The organism is Nostoc sp. FACHB-190 (genome assembly GCF_014696905.1).
Taxonomy (GTDB): domain Bacteria; phylum Cyanobacteriota; class Cyanobacteriia; order Cyanobacteriales; family Nostocaceae; genus Nostoc_B.
The window spans coordinates 104,785-131,251 of record NZ_JACJQW010000023.1 but is presented as its reverse complement, the minus strand read 5'-3'; the positions used below and the strand labels follow the sequence as shown (position 1 = coordinate 131,251).

Here is a 26,467-nt window from a genome sequence, read left to right as displayed (position 1 = left end):
GGACGCGACCGGATAGAAGGTGGCGACGGCGATGATATCCTGCGTGGTGGTGCTGGTGATGACACTGGCTTTCAATCTTACTCCACACCTGATAGCAGTGGTTCTGACGATGCTGGGTTATTTGGTGGTGCTGGTAACGACCAATTGTTTGGTGAAGCGGGTAATGATGCCTTGTATGGTGGTGATGGTAACGATATTTTAGTTGGAGGTTTAGGCAATGATACGCTGACAGGTGGCAATGGAGCAGACCAATTTACCTTTAGTGCTGCTAATCAAGGAATTGATACTATTACTGATTTTCTGAGCAGCCAAGGTGACAAAATTTATGTTTCTGCCTCTGGTTTTGGTGGTGGTTTAGTAGCAGATGCAACAATTACATCCGCACAATTTGTGCTAGGTACAGTTGCGGCTGATGCTTCTGATAGATTTATCTATAATTCAGCGAATGGAAACCTATTCTTTGACATTGATGGTACAGGTTCTCAGGCAGCCGTACATATTGCTACCCTCAGCGCAAATCCTTTGATTACTTATACTGACATCGTTGTTTCGGCATAATGTTGCTGATGAGTACGAATATTCTTCATGGAAAATACAGCCGAGTAGGAGCATAATTGACAAACAGAATTCATGAGAACTTTCAGGCTTAAATCTGTCTTGCTCTATACGTGAAGAATCAGTATGAAATTGGAAAATCAGGTGTGTAATCCTCACCTGATTTTTTATGTAGATAGACCAAAATATCGAGAATGAACGTTCAGAAAACCAAGGTAAAAGCTAGTAATATGTCAAAATTGGCAACAGCAGAATAGTAAGGTTGGGTGTAGCGATAGCGTAACTCAACAGGTCTTGAGAATGTTGGGTTCCGTTCCTCCACCCAACCTACACCTGCTACACCTGCTGGCGTGGGCGGGTTTCCCAACTTGAGCCAAGTGGCGTGTGTATGTATCTAAAACCCTTACGCCACACACCCTCACACCCTTACACCCAATTTTCATAGACAATCTTGGTGGGTAAGCCCTGTAATAATTGCTTTCAAACATGCTGGTGCTAGAACAATAAGACCTTTCTTCCTGCCTCTAGAATCCCGACACCTTCAGGCTAAAATTAAGTAAGAACACTCAAGGCTAGTCAGTGAACTTTTTTATTGGTTGTGCAGTTTGGGCGTATAAAGGTTGGGTGGGTGAATTTTATCCCCCAAGTACTCGTGCTACGGAGTTTCTGCGAGTTTACAGTCGTCGCTTCACTACGGTTGAAGGCAACACTACTTTTTATGCTGTGCCTAACCAAGAAACTGTGAGTCGTTGGGCGGCAGAAACACCTCTAGGTTTTGAATTTTGCCTGAAATTACCGCGCGATATCACCCATAAAGGTTTACTCCAACCCCATATTCCCGCAGCTTTGAAATTTTTAGAAGGAATGCAGCCTTTAGGGAAACGCTTGGGGCCGATGTTTGTGCAGTTACCTCCCAGTTATCCAGGGAAATTAATTGATGATTTAACTGCTTTTCTAGAAGCTTGGCCGAGAAAAACTGTACCTCTAGCTTTAGAAGTGAGACATTTAGACTGGTTTAAAGAACCTTACAGCAGTCAATTAACAGCGTTGCTAGAAAGTCTCGGTGTCGGAAGAGTGTTGTTAGATTCACGTCCAATTTACAATGGCGAAGATGACCCCCAGCTACAATCAGAACGACGCAAACCCAAATTGCCTGTACAATTCAGTGTAACTGCGCCTTTTAGCCTGGTTCGGTTCATTTCCCATCCCACATTATCTGAGAATCAGCAGTTTATGGCAGAATGGGTGACGCAGATTCAACAATGGTTGCAAGCAGGAACAAAAATCTACTTTTTTGTCCATTGTCCACTAGAAGAGCGATCGCCACACAACGCCCGTCACTTTCAACAGCTATTAGAACAAAGCGGTGTCCCAGTTTCGCCTTTACCTTGGAATCAACTAGAAAATCCACCAAGTCAGCTAAGTTTGTGGTAAGCTTTGTGGGAAATTTCTCTAATTTTTTGCTTTCATAACATTAGGACTTACGCATCAAAACAAAAAATCAAGGGTTTTGGCAAGGGTTCAGAGGTATAGGGTAGCCAGTGGCGTGTGTACTGATTCAAAATCCTGACACCCTAAACCCTTTCACCCTTACACCCAATCTCCACAGATAATCTTTGTGCGTAAGTCCTGAACATATTCAACTCATACTCACTTCAAAAAGAGTAATAATAGTTATTGCAAGACATTTTTAATAAAGCTAAAGTCGTTCTCTTTTTTAAAAAGGAGATTATATATCCCTGGTTAAATTTGCCAAGAGGATATTAACAATGCTTAAAAATAGCTAACAGAAATGGCTTGATTTTTTATGTGGATTGTGATTAGGGCAATTATTGATAAGTAGTTTCATCAAAGGAGGTTCAGATGAGTCGTCTTCTTTATGAAAAATCAATTTCATATCAAGGATATCTCATCATTCCGTTTGTTTACGGTAAAGCTGATGCTTACGAAATCTATTCCTACAAGCTGTTGTCAGAAATTGGCAATAGAAGTAGATTTCATAAAACAGAAAATCCATCAAGCATCTACGGTAATAGCATTAATAATATTATTGATATTGCCAAAGAACATCTTGACAAAAATTTAGAATTTATCAGTCAACAAGATTGTTTTAAGTTGCGCTATATTTTCCGTAACAACCTGATTATCATCTTTCAACAAAACGGTAAATATTTCTACGATCATTATCCACCAGAGTTATTGAATAATATTGCCGCCCCAAAATTATTCAATTCCGAGTATGAATGCTTGAGTTGGATACAAGCAGGGTTAAATGGACAATATGTCCGACAGCAAGCAAGCTAAACCAAAGTCATACTTGACTTATAGGAGTTACACATAAAAACGAAAAATCAAGGGTTGGGAAGAGGGTGAAGGGGTTTATGGGTGTATGTATCTAAAAACCTTACACCCCACCCCCTTTCACCCATTCTTGACAGACAATCTTTGTGCGTAAATCCTGCTAACAATATTTTACTGACCAAGCTAAACTGGCATAAATAACTTTCTTACCTAGCCACTAGACTCTATTTTTCAGAATTAATGTTGTATAAGTTACCTCGGTTGCAGTCTATTTGGCAACAATTTCGCTTATCTGCCGCATTTCCTTATCTCAGCTTATTAATTTGGCTACTGCCTTTATTATTATTTACCTCTGGGCAGAATAGTTTGATGGCACATGATGAGGGGCTGTATGCTTGGCGGGCGCGTCGGATGTTTGATTCTGGCGATTGGATAGCACCTTGGGGTACTGTACATCATAAAACTCCTGGTTTTTATTGGATGATTGCTAGTGCTTATACAATATTTGGGATGAGTGAAGTTAGTACCAGGATTCCCAGTGCGATCGCAGGAGTTTTGTGCTTATTTCTCATCTATGAAATCGGCAAAATTATTTTAAATCAAAAAGTAGCTTGGTTAGCTGCTGCTATTTTAAGCGTAGAATTTTTGTGGTTCCAATATTGCCGATTAGGCGCACCTGATGTGTCGATGATTTTTTTAGTTTTATTGGCGATTTTTTCATTACTTAAAGCTGAAATAAAACTAAAATATGCGGCTATTTGGCGATTTGTGGCAGGTTTATGTTTAGGTTTGGGCTTCTTCGTCAGGAGTTTTATGATCTTATTGCCAGCAATGGCATTATTTCCTTATCTGATTGGTGCAAATCGTCGTCATCGCCATCTTTCTAGTCCGGTTTTATATTTAGGTTTAATATTAGGTTGCATCCCCACTTTCATCTGGCTGTGGTTGAGTTGGCAGCGTTATGGTAGTGATAGTTTAAATGCTTTATTACAGTTTGTTCTTCAACTAGGTTCTGAAGAACGAGCCGGAAATGGCATCATATTTTACTTTTGGAATGTGCCTTTAAAATCATTTCCTTGGTTTTTTTTCAGTGTTTTAGGTTTATTTATTGCCTGTCATCGTCCTATTTCTAATTATCATTTATTATTAGTTGGCTTTCCGATAGTTTTATTTACCGAACTCAGTCTTTTCTCAACGCGATTATCTCACTATAGTCTTAGCCTTTATCCATTCATCGCTTTATTAGCCGCATTGGGTTTAGATTGGTTGAGTAAAATTTACGAGAAAACACAGCCATCTAACAATCTTCCCCGCAACTTAAGTTATGGCTTGGGTGGATTAGGTATTTTACTTTTATTCGCAGGCATATATGTTTTTTATTGGGGTAATACAGAGATTAGCAAGTATGCACCCCTGGGTTTAATAGTGGGATTAAGCTGCTGGACTTTACCAAGTGTGTGGATTGCTCGTCACCACTACAATTACAAGTTTTTGACAGCAAGTTATTGGTTAGCTGGGTGGTTGATTCCCTGTTGGTTAGCTTTAGCGGTGGCTGGTAGTTTGGGGTTAATTGGTGATTATAATCCAGCCTTGAGAAAATTTTTTCATAACCCTGCGATCGCATCTATTTTGCAAACTAAGCCCATTTACTTTGTCAAACTAGATGGCAAAAATACTGTACTCTTAAACTTCTACACCCCCATTCACGGAAACACTGTAGATACAATTCACCAAATACCAGCTTCTAGCTACGCTTGGATATATTTAAAAAATTCTCCAGATTTATCTCGTCCTCATCGCGTTGTTGGGACAGTACAGAATTATCAGTTAATTCAAGTGAAGTAAAGAGGTGACAAGTTACAGGTGATAGGTAACAGGGAAATAGTCACATTTTATTCTTGATTTCAACTGAATGTGAGATTGAGTGGTGTTCATAAGCCCGATTTTTTTAACATATAGAGACGTTATATATAACCAGGACTTACGCACCACAATTGGGTGTGGGGGTGAAAGGGTATGGGGTGTAAGGGTTTTGAATACTTACACCCTTACACTCTCATACCCCTGCACCCTTTACTAAAACCTTATTTTTTCGTTTTTTTGCGTAAGTCATAATAACGTCTCTACATAGTTTTGGGTTTTGCTGGAAATAAAATTTTGATAATTTTCTAATATTTAATCACTTTTATTTATGAGATTAAAAAAAAAGAGTGTTTGATTTTACTAGTCAAAATGAATATTTTGAAGATGTACTAGTGTTCATCGCCTTAAAAGCAAATTTTTATATATACAACAGGATGCTTCTAACAAGGAGGAAGTCAATGAAAGCCTGGAAAATGCTGCTGGTTACTGTGTTATTTTTCGTGAATTTTTTCGTCGCTCAACCTTCTTGGGCAGATAAAATGTCAAAAATTAGTCCAGACTATCCGGTAGTAGTGCAGAATCTCAATAGTTTATTAATGGCTCAAAATAACCCAGAACAAGCTGGTTATACCGCAGAAGAATTACAGCAAAAAATTGCGGCACTACAATTACAAAAACAAACTCTAGAAACTTCCGAAGATTGGGCTAGTTGTCGAAACGAAACAGGAAAACCATTGGCGATTTATACTCGTAAACCAGAAGATGCAATTCCTAACAGTCTCTACTATTTAGGAAATCGCCAAACTACTGATGAAGACTGGGACTGTGATGCTGTTTATTTACCAAATGATGCTCAAGTTACAGGGTTAAATGTACCAGCAGGAGAACCAGCGATTTTGAAGCTTGTTGATGGCGCACAACTCATTGCTAGAATCAATCCCACTACGCAACAACTTCAATTTGATGTTCCACCTGCATTAGTCGAAGTTCTCAAGCCGGAACAAGTAACTTGGAATGTTCCGAATTTAACTCAAGCAGATATTGATGTCCAAATTCCTAACGCCCCAAATGATTGACATTAGATAAATCAACGGCGATATCGTGACTGATATCGCTGCTAATACACACCCTCAAGAATCAATTTATTGTGCTACCAGGTGGTGAAGATATTGTCGATTTCTGTGTAGGAATTTTAGGGAAAACCAGTGATATTAATTTATACCAATTTGAAAAAAGAATGCGACAAATGGATGACTCAAAAGCTTACCGATCAACCCTTACCCAATCCAAAATCTAAAATCCAAAATGGTATTATTTTGAGCAACCCAACATAAATTTATTGATACACAAAAGTTTCTCAGCAATAAAGCCTACATTAAATTACAATCACCATCTTTTGTAGGTTGGGTAGAATGCAGTGTAACCCAACATTTTCCTGTAGTTAATTTACCATTTTTAAACTTCTATACAAGAATTTATTGTTTACTAAAAGCATTGATGTAGAGCAAATGGTGCGATCGCCTGCCTAATTTATCCACAATTTTTTCTCACTTCTAACTTTTGCTGATGGCTAACTTCTAGAGGTAAGAAAATTGTTAAAACTTCGCCATATTGAGGTCTTTGACGCACAATCAGCTTACCGCCAATCGCTTGGAACAAGTGTTTAGTAGCATTTAAATTCAAACTAATTGTCCCTGTTTCTGGTTGAAACATCAGTAATTGCCCCAGAGCTTTCCGAATTGGTGGTGTAACAAATGTATCTGGCGTTTCTGAATTTTGGCATTGGAGTTGCGGTGACAATTGCAGCTTGAGTTGATCGCCGGCGGGAATAACTTGTACTTGAATATGGCTCCCAGCAGGTAAGCTACGGGTAAAATTCTCCATTAATCCCGTCAGTACCCGATCTAACATTGTCGGATTACTGACTACTGTAGGCAATTGTTGGGGAACCACCACTTCTAAGGTGAGGTTGCGTCGAGATGCAGCTTGTTGCCAACGGGGAATACTCTGTTGCAGAACTTGATGCAGCGACATTGGCGTAAGATGAGTATTAGCCACTTTTGTAGCAGTACAAGTTTCTAATTCTGCCGCCTTAAACAGCAACTCCATCCGATCAATTTGCTCAGTACACTCATGATCAATAATTTCTAAGCGGTTAACCACAGCCGCAGGTAAGTCACGCCGCTTGAGTAGCAGACGTGTCATGGTGCGAATGGTAGTTAAGGGAGTGCGAACCTCATGAGCAAAGGCTTGCAGCAATTCAACATCGGGAACTGGATGTTGGGTATTGGGAATTGAAGGTTGGGAATGAGGTATATTGCTTGCGGTTTCCGACTCTTTCGCAACTTCTGGTTCTGGCAATTCTTGAAGTAGCAACTGACTAAATTGCATCGCAACGCGATAATCCGGCGCGACTGGGGAATATTGCTGTACTAACCCATCAAGTTCCGCGCAAAAATCAGGATTAGTCAGCATCACCCGCGCCCCTATGGCTCGCCATGCTTGGTGAACTATTTGGGGTTCAAAGGAAAATGAAAATCTTTTGTTGCCATTTTTGCATTCTGCCAAAACCAAGACTAATCGGAATTTCTCTGTAAATACCAAGCAAAACTGCTCGGAAACTAAGGGATCAGCAGGTAGTATCGGCAGTACTGCTTCTTGAAAAGAATGTTCTTGGGCTACCGTGGTTGTGGTAGGCATTTGAAACGGCATCAAAGCCAAGGGGTTAAAGGGCTTGGCTGTGAAAGTCACCGTCTGGATGTTTTGAGTTAAGATTGGTTGACTAAATAAAGGTGCTGGTGCGGCTAATACTAGTGCTGGTGTAGCCGATGAAGTGATTGCTAAACTCTCGATTAATAAATGTTCTGTTGCGGCTAAACTCATCCGCCACTGTCGCTCTGCCTTGGCTGGTGAACATTCAGCCATAGTTGATTGACTGTCGGCTAAAACTTCACTCAGACTTGGCAAGATCCATTCGTACACAGGTTTTCACCCCTTGGTTGAAGAGCGACTAAATTTTGACTACTACTTAAGAGGTTATAGTCATTTGTGTACAACAGACAGTCGTATAACCGAACAAGATAGGCGCGATTTCCCCGTCACTTAGGAAAATTTTACATTGCATTTTATAGGGAATAGGTTACAGGTTATAGGAAGAGAATGTGTTTGACGAAAATGAAAAGCCCGAAAAATCCCATAGATAAAACTACATGGTAATGGGAACAATAAAGCATCAATTCCTTGCTCAATACATGAATGCTTAACCAAACAACATCTTTCACGGCATCAGAACTGAAATCTGCGATCGTTCCCCATCCGCTCATCGTGACACCAGCGACACTGGTAACGGAAGTGATTAACCAAATGAGTGGTATTCGCAATATTTGTGATGCTACTCCGCGTTTGGGTGAGCAACTTGATAAAGTTTATTTAGAAGCACGCTCCAGTTGCGTATTAGTAGTAGAAGATGGCAGCTTAATCGGGATCTTCACAGAAAGAGATGTTGTGCGGTTGAGTGCAGAACAGCATTCTTTGGCAAATTTGGTAATTCAGGAAGTGATGATTTCTCCAGTCGTCACCCTGTATGAATCTGATTTGACAGATTTATTTTCGGCGGTGAATTTGCTCCAGCAGTACCATATCCGCCATATACCTATTTTGAATGAGCAGGAGCAGGTGGTAGGGCTATTAACCCATGAAAGTCTCAGCTATGCCTGTCGTCCGGTGGATTTGTTGCGGTTGCGTTTGGTGTCGGAGGTGATGATTACTGAGGTAATTACTGCCTCTGCTGATAGTTCAATGTTAGCGATCGCTCAACTGTTGGCTAAACATCGCATTAGTTCGGTAATGATTGTAGACACTGGTGGTAACGAAATTCAACCACTGCAATTTCCTCTGGGAATTATTACCGAGCGTGACATTGTACAGTTTCAAGCCTTGGGCTTGAACTTGAAACATTGCCTAGCTCAGATAGTCATGAGTTCACCAGTATTTACAGTCAAACCCCATGATTCCTTGTTGGTGGTGCAGCAAATCATGGAACAACGCTTTATTAGAAGATTGGCAGTCATTGGCAAACAAGGTGAACTCTTGGGAATTGTTACCCAAAGCAATCTGCTACAAGCACTCAACCCCTTAGAACTATACAAGTTAGCAGGAATACTAGAAAAAAGGGTGGTGCAATTAGAAGCCGAACATCTGGCTACCTTAGAAAGTCACACTGTGGAACGAGAACAACAAGTTGACTTACAGACAAGCACCCTCCAAGCCAAAATCAGCCAGGAAAATTTAATTGCAGAAATCGCCGTCCAAATTCGCTCTTCTCTGAGTTTGCAAACTATTTTAAACACCACAGTCGAAAAGGTGCGGCATTTATTAGGCTGCGATCGCGTTAATATTTGGCAATTTCATCTAGATGGGCAAATGACGGTGGTGGCCGAATCTACCAACTCAACACTATCACTGGTGGGTGAACAAATTCATGACCCCTGCTTTTCGCTACATAACACAGATAGTTATCGCCAGGGAAAAATTCGTGTTGTCTCAGATATCTACACAACACCATTATCTGATTGTCACCGCCAGATGCTGATACGCCTGCAAACAAGAGCCAAAATTTTAGTGCCACTGTTGTGCGGTCAGCAATTATGGGGTTTACTAAATGCAACTGAAAGTCAACACCCCCGTGAGTGGCAACCAGAAGAAATTGAACTGCTACAAATGTTATCAGTGCATTTAGCGATCGCACTTCAGCAAGCTACAACTCACCAAAAACTCCAAGATGAACTGCGCGATCGACAACGCATTGAATTGACTTTACAAAAATTGGTTGAAGGTACAGCCGCCGTCACTGGTGAGGAATTTTTTCCCGCCTTAGTCAGCCACATTGCCGAAGCTTTAAATGTCTCCTATGTGCTTGTTACGGAGAAACTCGACAATCAACTACATACCTTGGGCTTTTGGGCAAATGGAGCCTTGCAACCACCAATTTCCTACCCTATGGCTCTAACTCCTTGCGAATATGCTTTGAATAACGGGGAATTTTACTGCCAAAACCAAGTCCAAGCTTTTTTCCCTGACGATTTAGACTTAGTAAATATGCAAGCAGACAGTTATCTGGGAATTGCCCTCAAAGATAATGAAGGTAATAGCATTGGCACTCTGTGTATTTTAGATTTACAACCCATACAGGACAATCAATATACTGAAGCCATCCCAATTCTCCAAGTATTTGCAGCCAGAGCCGCCGCAGAATTACAGCGCAAAGCCGCCAATCAAGCACTACAACGTTTGAACCAAGACTTAGAGCAGAAAATTGCACAGCGCACCCAAGAACTCCAGGCGCGAGAAGCACAATTACGAGATTTCTTTGACAACGCCACCGATTTAATTCAAAGCATTGCCCCGGATGGGCGAATTTTATTTGTAAATCGGGCATGGAAGGAAGCTTTGGGATATGACGATAGCGACTTGGAGCAGTTATCAATTTTCCAAGTCATTCATCCCGATGAATTGGTACATTGCCAAACAGCAATGCACAGCTTGTTTGCAGGCACTTTGTGTTTAGGTATCGAAACCAGATTTCTCACCAAAGCCGGCAGAGAAATTATTGTTGAGGGGAATGTGAATTGTCAATGGCAAAATGGACTGCCGATCGCCACACAAGGTATTTTTCGAGATATTACCGCTCGTAAACAAACCGAAAAAACAATTTATCTCCAAATACAACGGGAAAAACTACTGCGAGAAATTTCCCAAAGGATTCGTGAATCATTAGACTTACAAACGATTTTTAACACTGCTTGTCAGGAAATTCGCCAAGTAATTCAAGCTGATCGGGTGGGTATTTTCAAGTTTTATCCTGACTCCAACTTTGATGACGGCGAATTTGTGGCGGAATCAGTAGGTGAGCGTTTTAATTCAGTTGTCGCCATTCCCATACATGATCACTGCTTTGGCAAAAATTATTCCTCCCTTTATGCCAAAGGCCGATTTTTTGCGGTTGATGATATTTACAAAAGAGGAATGAGTTCTTGTCACAGCGATATTTTGGCTGAGTTTCAAGTGCGGAGTAATTTGGTGATGCCGTTACTTTGTGGTGATGAATTGTGGGGTTTGTTGTGTATTCATCAATGTGGCAAAACTCGCTCTTGGCGACAGTCGGAGATTGAGTTTACCCAAGAATTATCCTACCAGTTAGCGATCGCCATTCAACAAGCCAATCTCTACGAAAAAATTCAGGCAGAATTGTTAGTCCGCCAACGAGCCGAAGCGAAAATTGCCTTGCAACTGCGACGACAAGAAACCCTAGAAATTATCGTCCAAAAAATTCGTGAGTCATTAGATATTCACGAAATCCTCGCAACGGTAACTCAACAAGTAAAAGAGGTATTACATTGCGATCGTGTGATCGTCTTCCGGCTGTTTGCTAACGGTAAGAGCCAAATTGTCGAAGAAGCTATATCTGAGGGATTGCCTAGACTCAAAGACCAACACTGGGAAAATGAAACTTGGTCTCAAGAAATCCTTGATTATTATTGGCAAGGCAAACCGCGCATTGTCTGTGATGTTATGCAAGATATCTGGACAAAGTGCCTAGTAGAATACTCCCAGACAGGTCAAATTCAGTCCAAAATCGTCGCACCAATTCTTCAAGAAGTGCGAGACAGCGAAGATCATCGCTGGGTAACTCCTTGGGCAAATAACAAACTCTGGGGCGTTTTAGTTGTTCATGCTTGCCAAGAAAAACGTGTCTGGAAAGATTCAGAAGCACAAGTTCTCCAACAAATTGCCAATCAGTTAGCGATCGCCATTCAGCAAGCAAGTTTATTTCAACAATTACAACTAGAACTCGCCGAACGCCAGCAAGCAGAGGCAAAACTCACCGAAAGCAATCAAAAACTAGCAATTTCTAACGAAGAACTAGCTCGCGCTACCCGTCTCAAAGATGAATTTTTAGCCAACATGAGTCATGAACTCCGCACTCCCCTCAATGCCATTTTGGGAATGACGGAAGGGCTACAAGAGGAAGTGTTTGGAATTATCAATGAGCAACAACTCAAAGCATTACAAACCATTGAGCGCAGTGGTTCCCATTTACTAGAGTTAATCAACGATATTTTAGACTTGTCCAAAATTGAAGCCGGTCAGATCAAACTTGACTACCTCTGGACTTCCGTGAATCATCTGTGCCAATCCAGTCTGGCATTTATCAAACAGCAGGCATTACGCAAGCAAATTCAAGTTGAACTAAAATTGCCAATGAATCTCCCAGAAATACTGGTAGATGAACGGCGGATTCGTCAAGTGTTGTTGAATCTGTTGAACAACGCCGTCAAATTTACTCCCGATGGCGGACGCATCACCTTGGCAGTAACGCAAATTTCCTCCCCGATATCAACTAGCGATGCAACCATGCAACACTTCTTGCACTTCGCCATCCAAGATACCGGCATTGGGATTTCACCAGAAAATATCCAGAAACTCTTTCAGCCTTTTGTGCAGATTGACAGCGCCTTAAATCGGCAATATACAGGTACAGGTTTAGGGCTGGCATTAGTCAAACAAATTGTCGAACTTCACGGTGGCCGGGTGGGACTGACGAGTGAATTAGGCGTGGGTAGTTGTTTTACAGTCGATCTACCCTGTCATCCTAGTGCTGATCTTGCACCGGAACTCATCACCAATTATCAAGTAATTAATACTCCAGAAGCTTGCTGCTGCAACACCAATGAATCACCAAGTCTTACCCCCCTCATCTTGCTGGTAGAAGATAACGAAGCCAATATTAGTACAGTTTCTAGCTACCTCGAAGCCAAGGGGTATCGCATTGTGCTGGCTAATAACGGTCAAGAAGCAATTGACTTGACAATAGCACACCGTCCTGACTTAATTTTGATGGATATTCAAATGCCAGGAATCGACGGTTTAGAAGCAATTCGACAAATTCGCCAAAATCCTGAGTTTGTCAATACTCCCATTATTGCCCTGACAGCCCTGGCTATGAGTGGCGATCGCGATCGCTGTTTAGCCGCAGGTGCTAACGACTACCTCTGCAAACCTGTCAAACTCAAGCAACTAGCAACCTTGATTAAAAAGTTTTTCACAGACGAAGAGGTGATCTAGTAGGTCAATAACTAATTATGTAGGGTATGGGGATGATAAATGTGGGTTGTTGATCAGGGGGACAAGGGAGACAGGGAAGATAAGGGAGATAAGGGGCTAATTTTGTTAATCCAAACGTTCTGATGAATTGGCTGAATTTTTCAACCGCGCATACTGTGGTTTACAAGGGCTACCCCAACAAACTTGTCCAGGGGGCATATTAGCAAATACAGTACTACGAGCGCCAATTACAGCATTTGCACCAATTTCGACTCCAGGGCCAACAAAACAATCGGCTGTAATCCATACCCCGTTATTAATAGTAATTGGTGCTGTTTTTAACCCAAAAGCCGGATCTTGGATGTCGTGGCTACCCGTACATAAGTAGGTTTTTTGGGAAATCACACAGTGTTCACCGATATTAATTTTATCCAAGCTGTATAAAACTACATCATCACCAATCCAACTGTAGTCACCAATGGTAACTTTCCACGGATACGTGAAGCGGGCTGTGGGTCGAATTAATACACCTTGACCAATACGCGCCCCGAATAGTCGCAGCAAAAAGCAACGCAAACCATTAAAAGGATGTGGAGTTAAGGGAAAGGCGATCGCCTGTACAAACCACCACAACAAAACATACCAGCCTGGACGACCACGGTCAAACCAGGATTGGTCATACTTGCGTAAATCTACAAAGGATTGGTTATTTGTCATGTGTCATTGGTTATTTGCTATTCGTCATTCACGCGATGTGCAACTTATTTTTGTAACCCCTCTCCAAACCTCTCCCCGAAACGGAGAGAGGCTTTGAGTTTTGCTCCCCTTCCCTGTCTGCGACACGCTGCGCGAACGTAGGAAAGGGGTTGGGGGTTAGGTTTGAGAAAAAGTCGCACACGGCGTTCATTCGTCAATAAACAAAAGAGACTGGGAAAATCATACTACCCAGTCTCTCACGTCTAAATAAAGCAGTCGGAGTATAAATTAGGACATTGAGAAAGCACGAATGCTAGTTATACCTCTGGTTGGTGAGCGTAGCCGAACCACTGCCTCCTTCAATCCATACTTCCTAAACTGCCGTTTGCTCAATTTTTTGGGGGAGAGATGGCGGCGCAGATTTAGCAGTATTGGCTGTATTTAATTTACCGCCACAACTGCGTAATTCATACAGTTTCACGCCAATTTGATATTCATATTGACTGAGTAGGCGGCCATAAATATATCCAGCTCTGCCATCTAAAAAACCACGCTGAATAATATAGAACAAAATAAACCGTAAAATTGGTTTAAAAGGTAAATGTACCCAGACTTTCTTGAGAAAACGTTTACGTTGAACGGCATCACCAAATAAGTTAGCGCCAATTGTACCTGTGTCACCTAGACCAGTCAGCAGATTGTAATAAACTCTCGCTTCCCAATTAGAATAGCGGTTGTGTCTTTCTAGCCAGTGGAACAAATCACGAAAGTCTTCATGGAGCATATCATTGTTGAGATATCCCACTTGCCCTTGTAAAATCACATGTTCGTGAACTTCGTTATCACCAGTATTAGGGATATCTTCAGTATTGAGGTTTTCGTAACGACCAGCTTTGTGTTTAAACAAACGCAAATTCCAATCAGGATATTTCCCACCATGACGAATCCATTGACCTAAGAAAAATACGCGGCGATTGAGATAATAACCGCTATATTCTTCATTTTGAATTGCTTGAGCAATTTCATCCCATAATTCGGGAGTAATGCGTTCATCGCAATCAACAATTAGTACCCATTCGTTACGGAAAGGTAAGCTATCTAAAGACCAATTTTTCTTTTTCGGCCAGCGTCCATTGAAGTGAAACTGTACAACATTCGCACCGTAACTATTAGCAATTTCTAAGCTTTTATCAGTGCTTTGAGAATCAACAATAAAGATTTCATCTGCTCTTTGGAGACTGGTCAAACAAGCCGGTAAATTGGCTTCTTCGTTTTTGGCAGGAATTAAGACTGAGACGGGAATTTTAGAGGACATATATGTTGTTATTTGTTATTTTTTATGGGATGTAGACAGCAGACCCTGAATAGCAGCATTTAAATAACCTATTTGACAATATGTATACACAAGTTTGTCGAAGCGTTCTGCTGGGTCAGAAAAATACTGTAATGATTTATATAAACCCCGAATCAAACGCTCACTACCGCGTAATAATTGACGGCTCCCTGTTTTGCCTGCAAGTTGTTCTCGGTAGCATTCACTGATACCTTGCCACCAGCCGCGATTCAAAAACCAAGAGCGATTGAGCCGTTCGGGTGCAACGTTATGCGCTACTAAAGCTTCTGGCAGATAGGCCACTTGCCAGCCATGCTGGAGTGCAAATTCGGTCATTTGCAATTCTTCATTAGATAACAAGTTTTTGCCGACTCGACCAAGATGGGGGTCAAAACCACCAATTTCTGCCAAAAAGCTCTGTCGGATAGAATAATTTAAGCCTCTAGGGGTTAAGCCCGGTTGATCGATATAAACTATTTTGTCACCTAGATCATAAGCTCCCAAATTGCCGGCTAACCCAGAAGATAGCCATTTGGGTGGTTGAACTGTTGGCGGCCATAAAAGTGTGACTTTGCCACCAGCAATCGCTAGTTTGGGGTTGCTTTGATAGGCAGAATACAATACTTGCAACCAGCGATCGCTGGCGACCGCATCATCATCTAAATAAGCCAGAATTTCGGCACGCGCAACTTTAGCACCAGTGTTCCGGGCAACAGATAAGCCGGTGGTGGGTTCAAAGATATACTTTAAACGGGCATTGCAGGCTCTTTGTTCGACAACTTCGCGGGTGCGATCGCTGGAGTTGTTATCTACCACTATCACCTCAAAATCGCCAGCAAAGTCCTGCGCCAACAGGCTATCAATTGCCGCACCTAAATAGGTATCTCGATTGTGAGTACAGATAATGGCAGAGATTTGGATGTCTGACATAGGATTAAGTTTAACAACAGAGAATTCAGGACTCAGGAGGAGGCAGTGCGGTGGATGGTTACTGTATTCACAGTGAAACACCACACACTCATCAAAGATTCAGTGGTTGAACAATCAGTGCAGGATTATACCTATTACTTATTGCTTCTGAATTCTGAATTCTGCATTCTGTATTCTTTTTTAAGTTGTCACCCTTGGATTTGAGACTACAGTCTTCTATCCAACGGTCGCCTGCTCTGTGCTAATCTATAACAAAAAATTCCAACCCACCAACCGCGTTTCTTCGGAATTCGTCTTTAATTCTTTAAGCTTGTTGAATATGGCTGTGTAAAACTACGAGAGTTTCAGCTAATTGACTCAGACGGGTTTCGAGATATTGTTTGCGTGCTAATAATTGACGGAGTTTTTGATGCCGTGCGATCGCCATACTCACTGTCGGTACTTGATCTGGTGGACAGGGACGTGACCAAACTTTACCCGATCCATCCAAACCACACAGCCGATATCCTGTGCGCGAAAATTGATAAGCGTCTTTATTCCCAGTTGTGCAGATTTCTTCAACATAGTTCATCAGACGGTCAACTTCCGCGTGGCGTAGTGTGGCGGTTCCTGGTTGTTCTGGTTCTTTGGGATTAGACTCTAACCAACCGTTGACTATCGGCCCTTCTAAATACAGGTCTTGGATTTGTTGCAGGAGATTTTGCAGTTCTTGTTGCCAACCAGCTACATGAATTTGAATTTCTTGCAGCAAATTCATAGCTAAGGCTGGGTTAGCTCCGTGGCGATGGTTACTAAAGCTAGGAGTTTTAAACTTGGGTAGGCTGGGAGTTTTATTACCTGTTTCTTGAGCAGAAAATGTATCTACAGAATGATGTTCCGCAAATAAATCTGGTTCAACAGTGCTGTCATAGTTAGAATTTATCTCTAAATTTTCTGTGAGTTCTGGTGTCACACTTGGCTCATCAGATATATCTACATCTGGGGTAGCAGCTTTGCTAGAAACACTAATTCTAAAAGATACTGGCTGCTTGGGCGAATCTCCAGCTTCGACTGTGGCGTTGTCCCGATTTCCGAGATCATGTAGAGTCGCTTCAATCCGTTTTAGCCCTGTTTTCATAAGCATATCCTGTGAGTTTGCTGTCCTTTGCGGTATTTAACTTTTCACAAAGGTTTGTTGGGAGTCTTGGCTTTTGCCAATTTTGGCACAAATTAATCTGGTGCTAATTTTATCTTTTAAAAGATATTTGCAACAAACAAACTCAAAATTATCATCCCTAGGTATGGGGCTTTGAAGCTGTTTTTGATGGCAATTGGCGATTACATTACATTTCTTTACAAAAAATTCATATTCAATGTATTTCAGAAAACGTTCATATTAAGCAATTTAATGATTTATTTATATTTGTTAAGGTCTTTTGTCTTAGGTCAAATCTCAAGACATATTTCACCAAGGGAAATCCTAATCAATGACTACACCTGTGCAATTAGTAACTAATCAAGATCAGGTCTTGACAACCTCGCTTGTATTCGACCTGAATACCTTGAGTCAAGAATTAGTTTCAGGCAAGATAGCTGCTGCGGATTTCGCTGGTTTATTCAGTAAGACAGATGTTGTAGAAGCAACTCGGTTAGCCAATCCACCTGCTGAACTTATTGAAACTACTATTGACGCTGCAACTGAGTTTGTACTCAAATTTGCACCTGATGTCGCAAATGACCCGATCGCCTTTAAAATATTTTCGGCTGCTAATTCTGATACAGCCTCTTTAGTAAGTAAGCTAGTTCACATCATTCTTGGTACTGAAAGCAATGACATTTTGATCGGTAAAGCCACCCGTGATTATATTTTTGGACTGGGTGGTAATGATCTGTTATTGGGAGAAGGTGAAAATGACTTTCTGTTTGGCGGCAAAGGCAATGATATCCTCCTTGGTGGAGACGGTAACGATACTGTCTTTGGCGAAAGCGGCGATGACACTTTATTTAATGATGCAGGCAGCGATAATCTGATTGGTGGTACTGGTAATGATTACTTTTATGTATTAGATGCCAGTGGTAGCAGTTTGCTAAATGGTGGGACTGGCATTGATACAGCCGACTACAGTGCTTTAAGCCAAGCAATCACCTTGAAATCTACTGGGATTGTTAGCAAAGGAGTAGGCTTTGGTACAGATCAACTAGTTCAAGTCGAGAGAATTTTTGCGACCTCATCACTCAACGACTGGATTGATGCTTCAGATGCTACCGCGCCAACTTCCATAACTGTTAATTTATTAACCAATTCCCTGATTGTAAATAATGTTCCTGGTTTGGGAACCCTCACTTTTACAGTCAGTGGTTTTGAGAATGTCAGAGGTACAAACCAAAACGACAGCATTACTGGTGACAATGCCAATAACATTCTCAATGGTGGTGCGGGTAATGATGTGTTGGGTGGTAGTAACGGTAATGATACCCTCAACGGTGATGTAGGAACTGATACAGCAGACTATAGTGCGCTGGGACAAACTATCGTTCTCGGCCCCACAGGTACAGTCAGCAAATCAGGTGGAGGAATTGACCAATTAAACGGAATTGAAACCATCACAGCCTCTGCCTTACTCGGCGATACAATTAATTCCTCAACAGCAACGGGTAGCGTCAGCATTACCGCCAACTTGGGTACAAATAGTTTGACAGTGAATAATGTGTTGATTGGTGGTGTGACTACCAACCTCAACTTTACTGTCAACAACTTTGAGAATGTCACAGGTACTGGGAATAATGACATTATTACTGGTAACAACGGTAATAATATTCTCAATGGTGGTGCTGGCAATGATGTGTTGCGCGGTAGTAATGGTAATGATACCCTCAACGGTGATGCAGGCACTGACACGGTAAACTACAGTGGATTAGGGCAATCCATTATTCTTGGCCCCACAGGTACAGTCAACAAATCTGGTGGAGGAACTGACCAGTTAAATGGCATTGAAGCGATCGTTGCATCTAACTTGCTGAATGATACTATTAATGCCTCAGCAGCAACAGGTAGTACCTCCATTACCGCCAACTTGGGTACAAATAGCTTGATAGTAAATAATGTGGTGATTGGTAGTGCGACTACTAATCTCAATTTCACTGTCAGTAACTTTGAGAATGTTACAGGTACTGCGAATAATGACACTATTACTGGTAATGCTGCTAACAACATTCTCAATGGTGGTGCGGGTAATGATGTGTTGCGCGGTAGTAACGGTAATGATACCCTCAACGGTGATGCAGGCACTGATACAACAGACTATAGTGCGCTGGGACAAACTATCGTTCTCGGCCCCACAGGTACAGTCAACAAATCAGGTGGAGGAATTGACCAATTAAACGGAATTGAAACCATCACAGCCTCTGCCTTACTCGGCGATACAATTAATTCCTCAACAGCAACGGGTAGTGTCAGTATTACCGCCAACTTGGGTATAAATAGCTTGACGGTGAATAATGTGTTGATTGGTGGTGTGACTACCAACCTCAACTTCACTGTCAACAACTTTGAGAATGTCATTGGTACTGCGAATAATGACATTATTACTGGTAACAACGGTAATAATATTCTCAATGGTGATGCTGGCAATGATGTGTTGCGCGGTAGTAATGGTAATGATACCCTCAACGGTGATGCCGGTACTGACACGGTAAACTACAGTGGATTAGGACAGTCCATTATTCTTGGCCCCACAGGTACAGTTAGCAAATCTGGTGGAGGAACTGACCAGTTAAATGGCATTGAAGCGATCGTTGCATCTAACTTGCTGAATGATACTATTAATGCCTCAGCAGCAACAGGTAGTACCTCCATTACCGCCAACTTGGGTACAAATAGCTTGATAGTAAATAATGTGGTGATTGGTAGTGCGACTACTAACCTCAATTTCACTGTCAGTAACTTTGAGAATGTTACAGGTACTGCGAATAATGACACTATTACTGGTAATGCTGCTAACAACATTCTCAATGGTGGTGCGGGTAATGATGTATTAGTAGGTGGTGCTGGTAACGATAATCTCATCGGTGGTAGTGGTGCAGATGTTTTAACTGGCGGTATTGGCAATGATCAGTTCACCTTCTTAAAACCTGGGGAAGGTGTAGATATCATCACTGATTTTGCTTCTGTCCCTGATACGATCGCAGTTTCTGCTTCTGGTTTTGGTGGTGGTCTATCCTTGGGTGTGCTTTCCAGTCTTCAGTTCTTTGTAGGTACAGGTGCAACAACCGCAAATCAGAGATTTATCTATAACAGTATTACTGGTGGACTATTCTTTGATATTGACGGTAATGGTGTGACGGCACAACAGCAAATTGCTAGTCTCACTCTCGCACCAACTCTGACATCCGATGACATTCTAGTGATTGCTTAACAGAGATAGGATTTACGTACAAAGGTTATCTGTTAAGAATGGGTGTAAGAGTGTGAGGCTGTACTTATAGCGTTTCTCGGTTGAGTGCAGTAAAAGTAGATGGGGAAAAGAGGCTAGGGAAATATATTTATTTCACTGGAATGAAAGCCGCTATAACTTTATTGCTCTATACTCCTTTACCCTCTTCCAAATAGTTGTGATCAAAGGATTGGAACATGAAAGGATGTAGAAGTAAAATTCTACATCTTTTTGCTTAAGTATTTCCTAGGAAAAATCGTGGGTAAAGTCATTTTAATTACAGGGGCTGCTCGGTCGGGCAAAAGTGAATGGGCAGAATATCTTGCCCAGCAGTCAGGTAAACAAGTGGTTTATGTTGCCACTGCTACCGAAAATCCTAATGATCCTGAGTGGCAAAAACGCATTGCGGCACATCAACAACGCCGTCCGCAAAATTGGGTAACTTTAGCAGTGCCTAGAGAATTATCAGCGACTTTGGCTGATGCTAAACCCCAGAGTTGTTTGTTAGTTGATTCTTTGGGAACTTGGGTGACAAATTTTTTAGATGAGGATGAAATTAGTTGGCAAAATACAATTGCCGAGTTTTTAGACACAGTACAACTCGTAGCTGCCGATATGCTGTTTGTGGCGGAAGAAGTCGGCTGGGGTGTGGTTCCTGCTTACCCTATCGGTAGACAATTCCGCGATCGCCTGGGTGCTTTGGTGCGGCAATTAGGCGTTGTTTGTGACACGGTTTATCTTGTAGCTGGTGGTCATGTATTGAATTTGAGTGTGCTGGGTACACCATTGCCAACAGCGATAAATGAGGAATTGTAAAGTATTAAATTAAGAAAAATGAAGAGAGCTTGATTATTATTTTTCCTACCGATTGAGGGTCAAATTTTTAATAGAAAATTAATATTATATACAGAGCAAGTCTCCTCATGCCGAATGTACAATCGTGGTATGGCAAACACAGAAGATGTCAAAAAGTATCTCGCCTACTGGTTTCAGTTGGGTAAGAGAGTAGTGGTTGGTAATGGGGTAGCAAGCTTGTTGCCTCAACCTGTATATAAAGGCGATCGCTATAGCCAGGAATTTGAAGAGTGTTGGCAGAAAATTATCTCGCCAGAATTCGGTGATTGTTATTTAGAAGGCACTCACGAAACCATTGCAGAATTGCTGACCTCTGTATGGGAAATTATGCCTTGTGGTCGTTGCAATATGCCGATTCCGATGAGAAACGTAGGAATGCCGGCTGAGACTTGCCCATGCAATAATTTACCTGGTTGGCCGAACACTGATTTACCAGCGCCACGTTCGGCAGTGGATAACCAAGCCAGACTGATGGGAATCCGCGATCGCTTGTTAGAAAATCTTTCCGCCAAAAGTAAGTAACTAGGACTTACGCACAGGTTGTCTATCCAGAATGGGTGTAAGGGTATAAGGGTATGGGGTGTAAGGGTTTTGTATAATTACACGCCTACAATCTTCCCCAAACTATTGATTTTTCGTCTTATTGCTAGTCCTACACATGATCAAACTCTCTTATACCATTTTGGATTTTAGATTTTGCGAAAAGTTGCGTGGGCGGGTTCCTCGACTTGAGCAAACTTTTCAAGACAGATTTTAGATTGAGACAGGCTTTACTGGTAAGCTTTTGGGCAATTTATTTGTCGCAATCATTCTTCAATTTGGTATTACAATTCTGACTTGTGGATTCTGGATTCTGTTATGTCACCATATAGAATAAAGAGCCAAAATCAGTAATAGGGAAACAAAAAAACGCTGTGCAAATAACATTTTTAGGGACAAGTTCCGGTGTACCGACGCGATCGCGTAATGTTTCTAGTGTCGCCCTAAGATTACCCCAAAGGGCAGAACTGTGGTTATTCGATTGTGGTGAAGGTACTCAGCACCAAATTTTGCGGAGTGACCTAAAAATCAGTCAACTTTCCCGAATTTTTATTACCCATCTGCACGGCGACCATATTTTTGGCTTGATGGGTTTGTTGGCTAGTTGTGGTTTAGCTGGCAATGTTGACAGAATTGATATTTACGGGCCGCCGGGATTAAATGAATATATCCAATCGGCATCAAAATATTCTCATACACACTTTTCTTACCCGATTAAAGTTCATACTATCCGTCCTGGAGTAATTTACGAAGATCAGGAATTTACCGTCACCTGTGGCCAGTTGCATCATCGAATTACCGCATTTGGTTATCGGGTTGCCGAAAAAGACCGCGCTGGACGTTTTGATGTCGAAAAAGCCAAAACGCTGCAAATTCCTGCTGGTCGGATTTATGGTCAACTCAAACGGGGTGAAACTGTCACCTTGGACGACGGAAGAGTAATTAACGGCGCTGAACTTTGTGGCCCCACAGAAATTGGCCGCAAAATAGCTTACTGCACAGATACAATTTATACAGAAGGTGCGGTAGAACTAGCTAAAGATGCGGATGTATTAATTCACGAAGCGACCTTTGCCCATGCAGACGCAGAGATGGCTTTTCAAAGATTACATTCGACAACCACAATGGCAGCACAAACAGCTTTAGCAGGTGGTTCCCATCGGTTAATCATGACTCATTTTAGCCCTCGCTACGCTCCAGGCAACCCCATAGAATTGAAAGATTTACTTCAAGAAGCACGGGCGATTTTTCCTAAGACAGATATGGCTTATGATTTTATGACTTATGATGTCCCTCGACGGCGGGAAGTAGAGTTAAAACAAATGCCTGTAAGTTAAGCGATCGCCCCAAGTTCAGCAATAATTACAATAGAACGATTTGAATTAAATCTAGACAATCATTGCAAAACCGACCCCCGAATTTGAAGGAGTCGGTCAAAGAGAAGGTCAGTTGTTATTTAAAAGAAGAAGGATGAAGGGGTTAACTACACAGCCTCAAATTTCCATTTGTGGTGATCAACGTTTTGTCTTGTCCATTGATCGACTTTTGCTCCATTCTCTTTGTTGCCACCATTTACCTGTAGAACCTTACCACTTTGTTTGCCGATAATGTAGAAGTAGCCGTCACCTGCATCTTCCAATAGCCATTTAGAGTTATCGTTATTTCCTTTCTGATACTGAACAGCATTGCTACCATCAACACTACCACCACCTGCTATATTTGCAACTTTGCCGCTATGTTTAGCAACAAGGTAGTAAGAGCCATCACCAGTATCTTCCAACAGCCATTTAGAGTTATCACTATCTGACTTGTCATACTGAATAAGCTGGATATTGTCTTCCTTACTACCACCTGTCACATTTAAAACTTTGCCAGTATGTTTAACAACAAGGTAGTAGTATTTTCCTGCTGCCGGACGTGGTGTTTTCGCAGACGCAGGCTCAATAGCAATCCAATTGATATGCCATTTGTTAGTGTTAGCTAGTTCTGGGGTAATAGTTCCAGATTCGTAGTCTTTTTCCCACCTTATTTGTATACGAAAGCCTGTAGCAGTAGGGTTATAGATAGAAGTAGCTCCAGTGGTTCCATAATGCTTGCTATCACCAGCAAGTGATGTTATGTATCTTGGTGTTTTGGTGAATCCAGCAGCACTAGTGTCAACTTCTATATAAATACCATCACTATATTGTTGCCAGTTGGTTGCACCTGGTGTCGTATTTCCTGATGCAATTTTAGTACCATCATTACCATAAGTTACTGAGAGCGCCTGGCTGGTTTGTACAGGTGTAGCCACCATAATTGAAACTCCTAAGTAAATAGATGAAAATGAATGAATGCGAGTTTTTGTCAATGCCAAAGACAACCCAGCACAACAATATTCGTCACAAGACTAATGTCTTGTGCGGAATACTATTGCCACAGTGCATATATTTGCTAGATCAGAGCATTTAGCTTGACAAATGCTTTAGTGGAAGTCACTTGAAGTGCGTTCTCGATACACTTCATGCTTCTAATATTCCAAAATTTTCATGAGAATTCAAGGACAGTTAAAACAGTTAAAAAACAGTTAAAAAAGCATTAAGACAGTTAAGACACTTAAGTAATATTGAATAAATACTTAGGGCTGGACGAAAAAGACCTTTGGTGCTGGTAGGGAAAACTTCTCCTATCGGAGACGCTACGCGAACGACAGGCTCAGGGGAGCGCGGGAAACAAGAACCAGGAACAGTTTTTTCCTGATTGATGAGTGCGATCGCTCCAAATCCAGCGATAATTACAATGACCTAGATAAGCGAGTGCGATCGCTCCAAATCCAGCGATAATTACAATGCCTTCAAAGTAAGCAAATTCCACCCTGAATTTCTTACTAACACTGGTCACACTCAGATAAATCAATGCTTTTGAGAGCCATTATGGTGCATTTATATGATGCGAAATCTTGCGGAAACTATAATCACCGTATAGCTACTTCACTATGTATCTAATCTTGCACAAGTAAATTTTACCAAATCATTGATATTGATGTCTCCCGGTAAATTAACATCTAGCTCAATAATAATATTTCCTACTCGTACTAAATTCTCTTCTACACTTATCACTTGCCCTAATATTTCATGAGCAAAACCACTCTTCTTACGGCTAATATAAGGAGTTTTATTTATGGTTTCCAAAACAGGGTATTGGCTATTAAAAGATAAAAGTGGTTCTTCAATAAAATAACCTATACATTTATTACAAGGCTGACAAAAGGCAGCACACTCATAAACACCATCAGTTATATGTAATAAAGCCTCTTCAGCATCTTCTGAAAGAATTTCAATATTTTTAATTAACATATTATTAATAAATTCTTTTCCTCATTTTTCTCTAAATACCTGACACCATTCTCTTTGAAAATGCTCTTGAATTTCAACACTTACAGGCTCTACATCATCACCAGTTTTAAATATATCTACACGAGTTAATTGACCATCTTCACCCACTTTATAAACTCTTCGTCCCAATGCCATATCGATTGCCATACCCGTTATTATGATTTTTCTACTAGCTCCGTAGCAAATAGGCAAAAGACGGTGTAAAGCAAGTCTCTCTCGAACCCGCTTAAAAGACTCGAAAAAATGCCAATCTGTTTCTTCGATTACACCGTTAGCCCACTGTAATTTAATACGACATTCGGTGCGTCGTCCGCCAACTTCAGTCCAATCTCGGCAACCTAATTCAATCTTTGCTGGAAGCAAATTATTATCTGCATCTTTCAAGAAGATTTCATACTCACCAACAGCTTTTTCTGGTGCTTGTGACATTTAACCTTCCAAGTTTAGGTTTTCAATAATCTCTTGAAGCCATTATCGCGTAAGGAAGTTGCTCCATATTGGCAGATGAAAGCTTTACCATTCAAGCATTTGAGTAAATAAACAGATTTTTTCTGGAATTAATTTTCTGACTTGCACCATATTTGATAAGTCAATATGGCGTTTCCTCGTCTGTTGAGGTACAAATTTATCTGTTTCCATCTGTATAGCCTGCGGCAAGCCGCTTACTCACCTAAATTTGCGGTTAACTGTTATTGCTTGTATCTCAGTAGAATAAGAACCGATATAAATATAATTTTCGCACCATCATTATAGTAATTGTGTTGGATTTTACAAACAATATTCTTGTTCACTTCCTAAAATACCAGTAATTATGAGCTATATTGAACTTTTTATAGCTTTTAATGCTGAAAGGAAAAACATCCTATGCGTTATTTATCACTTTATTTATTCAGTATGTTAACGGTTATTGGTTTGAGTGCTAATACTGTGGTGCAGGCAAATACACAAACCCAACCGACAAAAACATATTTAGCACAAAAAACCAACTGTAATGACCCGCAAACTCAATTGGAAATTAATATCTGCTCACAATTGTCATATCAAAATGCAGATAAAAAATTGAACCAAGTTTATAAACAACTGTTACCAAAGTTGTCAAAGACTAGACAGCAAAAATTAATTGCTGCACAGTTAGCCTGGATTAAGTTTCGTGACGCTAGTTGTGAGTTTGAAAGAAGCGCATACGAAGGGGGAAGTATTGCACCTGCGATTTATGCTGGCTGCTTAGAAGAAGCGACAAAACAGCGAACTCAACAATTGCGCGAGTATCTTCAACATGATGGTTAATAACTATCAGGTCGCTATGCTTGAACATAAAGAGGCAAGGTAGACAAGGAAGATAGGGGAGACAAGGGAGATAGGTTTGTTAATGACTATAGAAGCAGAAGCTACAAGAGAAAAGTAGTTTATGAAGCATTTTTTTGCTGGGATGCTTCACTTAAACGAGTAGCAGATTTTTGTTAAAAAATGTAAATGAAATTCAAGCTAAAGTTGCGTTTAATTAA

Annotated in this window: 21 protein-coding genes; 11 read left to right on the top strand and 10 right to left on the bottom strand. The window is 41.1% G+C overall.

What is annotated here, in order from left to right:
- The coding region (locus H6G28_RS37440; RefSeq protein ID WP_277883245.1) for a calcium-binding protein at positions 1–558 on the top strand (558 nt) is incomplete at its 5' end.
- A 199-nt stretch (positions 559–757) separates the two neighbouring features.
- On the opposite strand, the gene H6G28_RS22915 is transcribed toward H6G28_RS37440, so the two are convergent.
- Positions 758–922, bottom strand: coding sequence for a hypothetical protein (locus tag H6G28_RS22915; protein WP_190674438.1), 165 nt, complete (start codon positions 920–922; stop codon positions 758–760).
- A gap of 212 nt (positions 923–1,134) precedes the next feature.
- Here H6G28_RS22915 and H6G28_RS22910 point away from each other — a divergent pair, with 212 nt between their 5' ends.
- From H6G28_RS22910 to H6G28_RS22895, 4 genes are all read left to right on the top strand, one after another.
- Positions 1,135–1,989: a DUF72 domain-containing protein gene (locus H6G28_RS22910; RefSeq protein ID WP_190591958.1), complete on the top strand. Its 855-nt coding sequence runs from the start codon at positions 1,135–1,137 to the stop codon at positions 1,987–1,989.
- Positions 1,990–2,418: 429 nt separating this feature from the next.
- A complete protein-coding gene (locus H6G28_RS22905; protein WP_190674435.1) occupies positions 2,419–2,859 on the top strand; it encodes a hypothetical protein in 441 nt (146 codons plus the stop codon).
- A 237-nt stretch (positions 2,860–3,096) separates the two neighbouring features.
- Positions 3,097–4,701 (top strand): ArnT family glycosyltransferase, encoded by a 1,605-nt coding sequence (locus H6G28_RS22900; RefSeq protein WP_190674432.1) that lies wholly within the window; start codon positions 3,097–3,099, stop codon positions 4,699–4,701.
- A gap of 476 nt (positions 4,702–5,177) precedes the next feature.
- Entirely contained in the window at positions 5,178–5,795 is a 618-nt protein-coding gene (locus tag H6G28_RS22895) for a hypothetical protein (RefSeq protein WP_190591962.1), read from the top strand.
- 454 nt (positions 5,796–6,249) lie between these two features.
- Here H6G28_RS22895 and H6G28_RS22890 read toward each other — a convergent pair whose 3' ends face one another.
- Positions 6,250–7,701, bottom strand: a complete 1,452-nt coding sequence (locus H6G28_RS22890) for a sensor histidine kinase (protein WP_190674429.1) — start codon at positions 7,699–7,701, stop codon at positions 6,250–6,252.
- Positions 7,702–7,974: 273 nt separating this feature from the next.
- On the opposite strand from H6G28_RS22890, the gene H6G28_RS22885 reads away from it, so the two are divergent.
- A complete protein-coding gene (locus H6G28_RS22885) occupies positions 7,975–12,843 on the top strand; it encodes a GAF domain-containing protein (protein ID WP_190674426.1) in 4,869 nt (1,622 codons plus the stop codon).
- 105 nt (positions 12,844–12,948) lie between these two features.
- Here H6G28_RS22885 and hpsU read toward each other — a convergent pair whose 3' ends face one another.
- The 4 genes from hpsU to H6G28_RS22865 all read right to left on the bottom strand — a co-directional run bounded on the left by hpsU (position 12,949) and on the right by H6G28_RS22865 (position 16,898).
- Complete coding sequence (gene hpsU, locus H6G28_RS22880; RefSeq protein ID WP_190674423.1) at positions 12,949–13,539, bottom strand: hormogonium polysaccharide biosynthesis acetyltransferase HpsU; 591 nt, start codon at positions 13,537–13,539, stop codon at positions 12,949–12,951.
- A 352-nt stretch (positions 13,540–13,891) separates the two neighbouring features.
- The gene (locus H6G28_RS22875; protein ID WP_190591967.1) at positions 13,892–14,833 is read right to left on the bottom strand and encodes a glycosyltransferase family 2 protein; all 942 of its coding nucleotides are present in this window, start codon (positions 14,831–14,833) and stop codon (positions 13,892–13,894) included.
- 15 nt (positions 14,834–14,848) lie between these two features.
- A complete protein-coding gene (locus tag H6G28_RS22870) occupies positions 14,849–15,781 on the bottom strand; it encodes a glycosyltransferase family 2 protein (RefSeq protein ID WP_190674419.1) in 933 nt (310 codons plus the stop codon).
- A gap of 304 nt (positions 15,782–16,085) precedes the next feature.
- A complete protein-coding gene (locus H6G28_RS22865; RefSeq protein ID WP_190591969.1) occupies positions 16,086–16,898 on the bottom strand; it encodes a hypothetical protein in 813 nt (270 codons plus the stop codon).
- Between the two features lie 349 nt (positions 16,899–17,247).
- Between H6G28_RS22865 and H6G28_RS22860 the strand changes: the two genes are divergently transcribed.
- From H6G28_RS22860 to H6G28_RS22845, 4 genes are all read left to right on the top strand, one after another.
- Positions 17,248–20,175 carry a calcium-binding protein gene (locus H6G28_RS22860; RefSeq protein ID WP_190674416.1) on the top strand — a complete coding sequence of 976 codons (2,928 nt, stop codon included), beginning with the start codon at positions 17,248–17,250 and terminating at the stop codon, positions 20,173–20,175.
- Between the two features lie 276 nt (positions 20,176–20,451).
- The gene (gene cobU, locus H6G28_RS22855; RefSeq protein WP_190591971.1) at positions 20,452–21,009 is read left to right on the top strand and encodes a bifunctional adenosylcobinamide kinase/adenosylcobinamide-phosphate guanylyltransferase; all 558 of its coding nucleotides are present in this window, start codon (positions 20,452–20,454) and stop codon (positions 21,007–21,009) included.
- A gap of 129 nt (positions 21,010–21,138) precedes the next feature.
- The gene (locus tag H6G28_RS22850) at positions 21,139–21,570 is read left to right on the top strand and encodes a hypothetical protein (RefSeq protein WP_190591972.1); all 432 of its coding nucleotides are present in this window, start codon (positions 21,139–21,141) and stop codon (positions 21,568–21,570) included.
- Positions 21,571–21,962: 392 nt separating this feature from the next.
- Positions 21,963–22,925: a ribonuclease Z gene (locus H6G28_RS22845; RefSeq protein WP_190591973.1), complete on the top strand. Its 963-nt coding sequence runs from the start codon at positions 21,963–21,965 to the stop codon at positions 22,923–22,925.
- Positions 22,926–23,071: 146 nt separating this feature from the next.
- Here H6G28_RS22845 and H6G28_RS22840 read toward each other — a convergent pair whose 3' ends face one another.
- From H6G28_RS22840 to H6G28_RS22825, 4 genes are all read right to left on the bottom strand, one after another.
- Positions 23,072–23,884 (bottom strand): RICIN domain-containing protein, encoded by an 813-nt coding sequence (locus H6G28_RS22840; protein WP_190674413.1) that lies wholly within the window; start codon positions 23,882–23,884, stop codon positions 23,072–23,074.
- Positions 23,885–24,282: 398 nt separating this feature from the next.
- Positions 24,283–24,468, bottom strand: a complete 186-nt coding sequence (locus H6G28_RS22835; protein WP_190674410.1) for a hypothetical protein — start codon at positions 24,466–24,468, stop codon at positions 24,283–24,285.
- Between the two features lie 92 nt (positions 24,469–24,560).
- Positions 24,561–24,923, bottom strand: coding sequence for a hypothetical protein (locus H6G28_RS22830; RefSeq protein WP_190591976.1), 363 nt, complete (start codon positions 24,921–24,923; stop codon positions 24,561–24,563).
- A gap of 21 nt (positions 24,924–24,944) precedes the next feature.
- A complete protein-coding gene (locus tag H6G28_RS22825) occupies positions 24,945–25,391 on the bottom strand; it encodes a hypothetical protein (protein ID WP_190591977.1) in 447 nt (148 codons plus the stop codon).
- A gap of 435 nt (positions 25,392–25,826) precedes the next feature.
- Between H6G28_RS22825 and H6G28_RS22820 the strand changes: the two genes are divergently transcribed.
- Complete coding sequence (locus H6G28_RS22820; RefSeq protein WP_190674407.1) at positions 25,827–26,249, top strand: lysozyme inhibitor LprI family protein; 423 nt, start codon at positions 25,827–25,829, stop codon at positions 26,247–26,249.
- Positions 26,250–26,467: the final 218 nt, after the last annotated feature.

What these genes read in the sequence shown, in the direction of transcription:
- H6G28_RS22905 (WP_190674435.1), top strand. Translation starts at nt 2,419, where the DNA reads ATGAGTCGTCTTCTTTATGAAAAATCAATTTCATATCAAGGATATCTC.
- H6G28_RS22900 (WP_190674432.1), top strand. Translation starts at nt 3,097, where the DNA reads ATGTTGTATAAGTTACCTCGGTTGCAGTCTATTTGGCAACAATTTCGC.
- H6G28_RS22895 (WP_190591962.1), top strand. Translation starts at nt 5,178, where the DNA reads ATGAAAGCCTGGAAAATGCTGCTGGTTACTGTGTTATTTTTCGTGAAT.
- H6G28_RS22885 (WP_190674426.1), top strand. Translation starts at nt 7,975, where the DNA reads ATGCTTAACCAAACAACATCTTTCACGGCATCAGAACTGAAATCTGCG.
- hpsU (WP_190674423.1), bottom strand. Translation starts at nt 13,539, where the DNA reads ATGACAAATAACCAATCCTTTGTAGATTTACGCAAGTATGACCAATCC.
- H6G28_RS22875 (WP_190591967.1), bottom strand. Translation starts at nt 14,833, where the DNA reads ATGTCCTCTAAAATTCCCGTCTCAGTCTTAATTCCTGCCAAAAACGAA.
- H6G28_RS22870 (WP_190674419.1), bottom strand. Translation starts at nt 15,781, where the DNA reads ATGTCAGACATCCAAATCTCTGCCATTATCTGTACTCACAATCGAGAT.
- H6G28_RS22865 (WP_190591969.1), bottom strand. Translation starts at nt 16,898, where the DNA reads ATGAAAACAGGGCTAAAACGGATTGAAGCGACTCTACATGATCTCGGA.
- H6G28_RS22860 (WP_190674416.1), top strand. Translation starts at nt 17,248, where the DNA reads ATGACTACACCTGTGCAATTAGTAACTAATCAAGATCAGGTCTTGACA.
- H6G28_RS22850 (WP_190591972.1), top strand. Translation starts at nt 21,139, where the DNA reads ATGGCAAACACAGAAGATGTCAAAAAGTATCTCGCCTACTGGTTTCAG.
- H6G28_RS22840 (WP_190674413.1), bottom strand. Translation starts at nt 23,884, where the DNA reads ATGGTGGCTACACCTGTACAAACCAGCCAGGCGCTCTCAGTAACTTAT.
- H6G28_RS22830 (WP_190591976.1), bottom strand. Translation starts at nt 24,923, where the DNA reads ATGTTAATTAAAAATATTGAAATTCTTTCAGAAGATGCTGAAGAGGCT.
- H6G28_RS22825 (WP_190591977.1), bottom strand. Translation starts at nt 25,391, where the DNA reads ATGTCACAAGCACCAGAAAAAGCTGTTGGTGAGTATGAAATCTTCTTG.
- H6G28_RS22820 (WP_190674407.1), top strand. Translation starts at nt 25,827, where the DNA reads ATGCGTTATTTATCACTTTATTTATTCAGTATGTTAACGGTTATTGGT.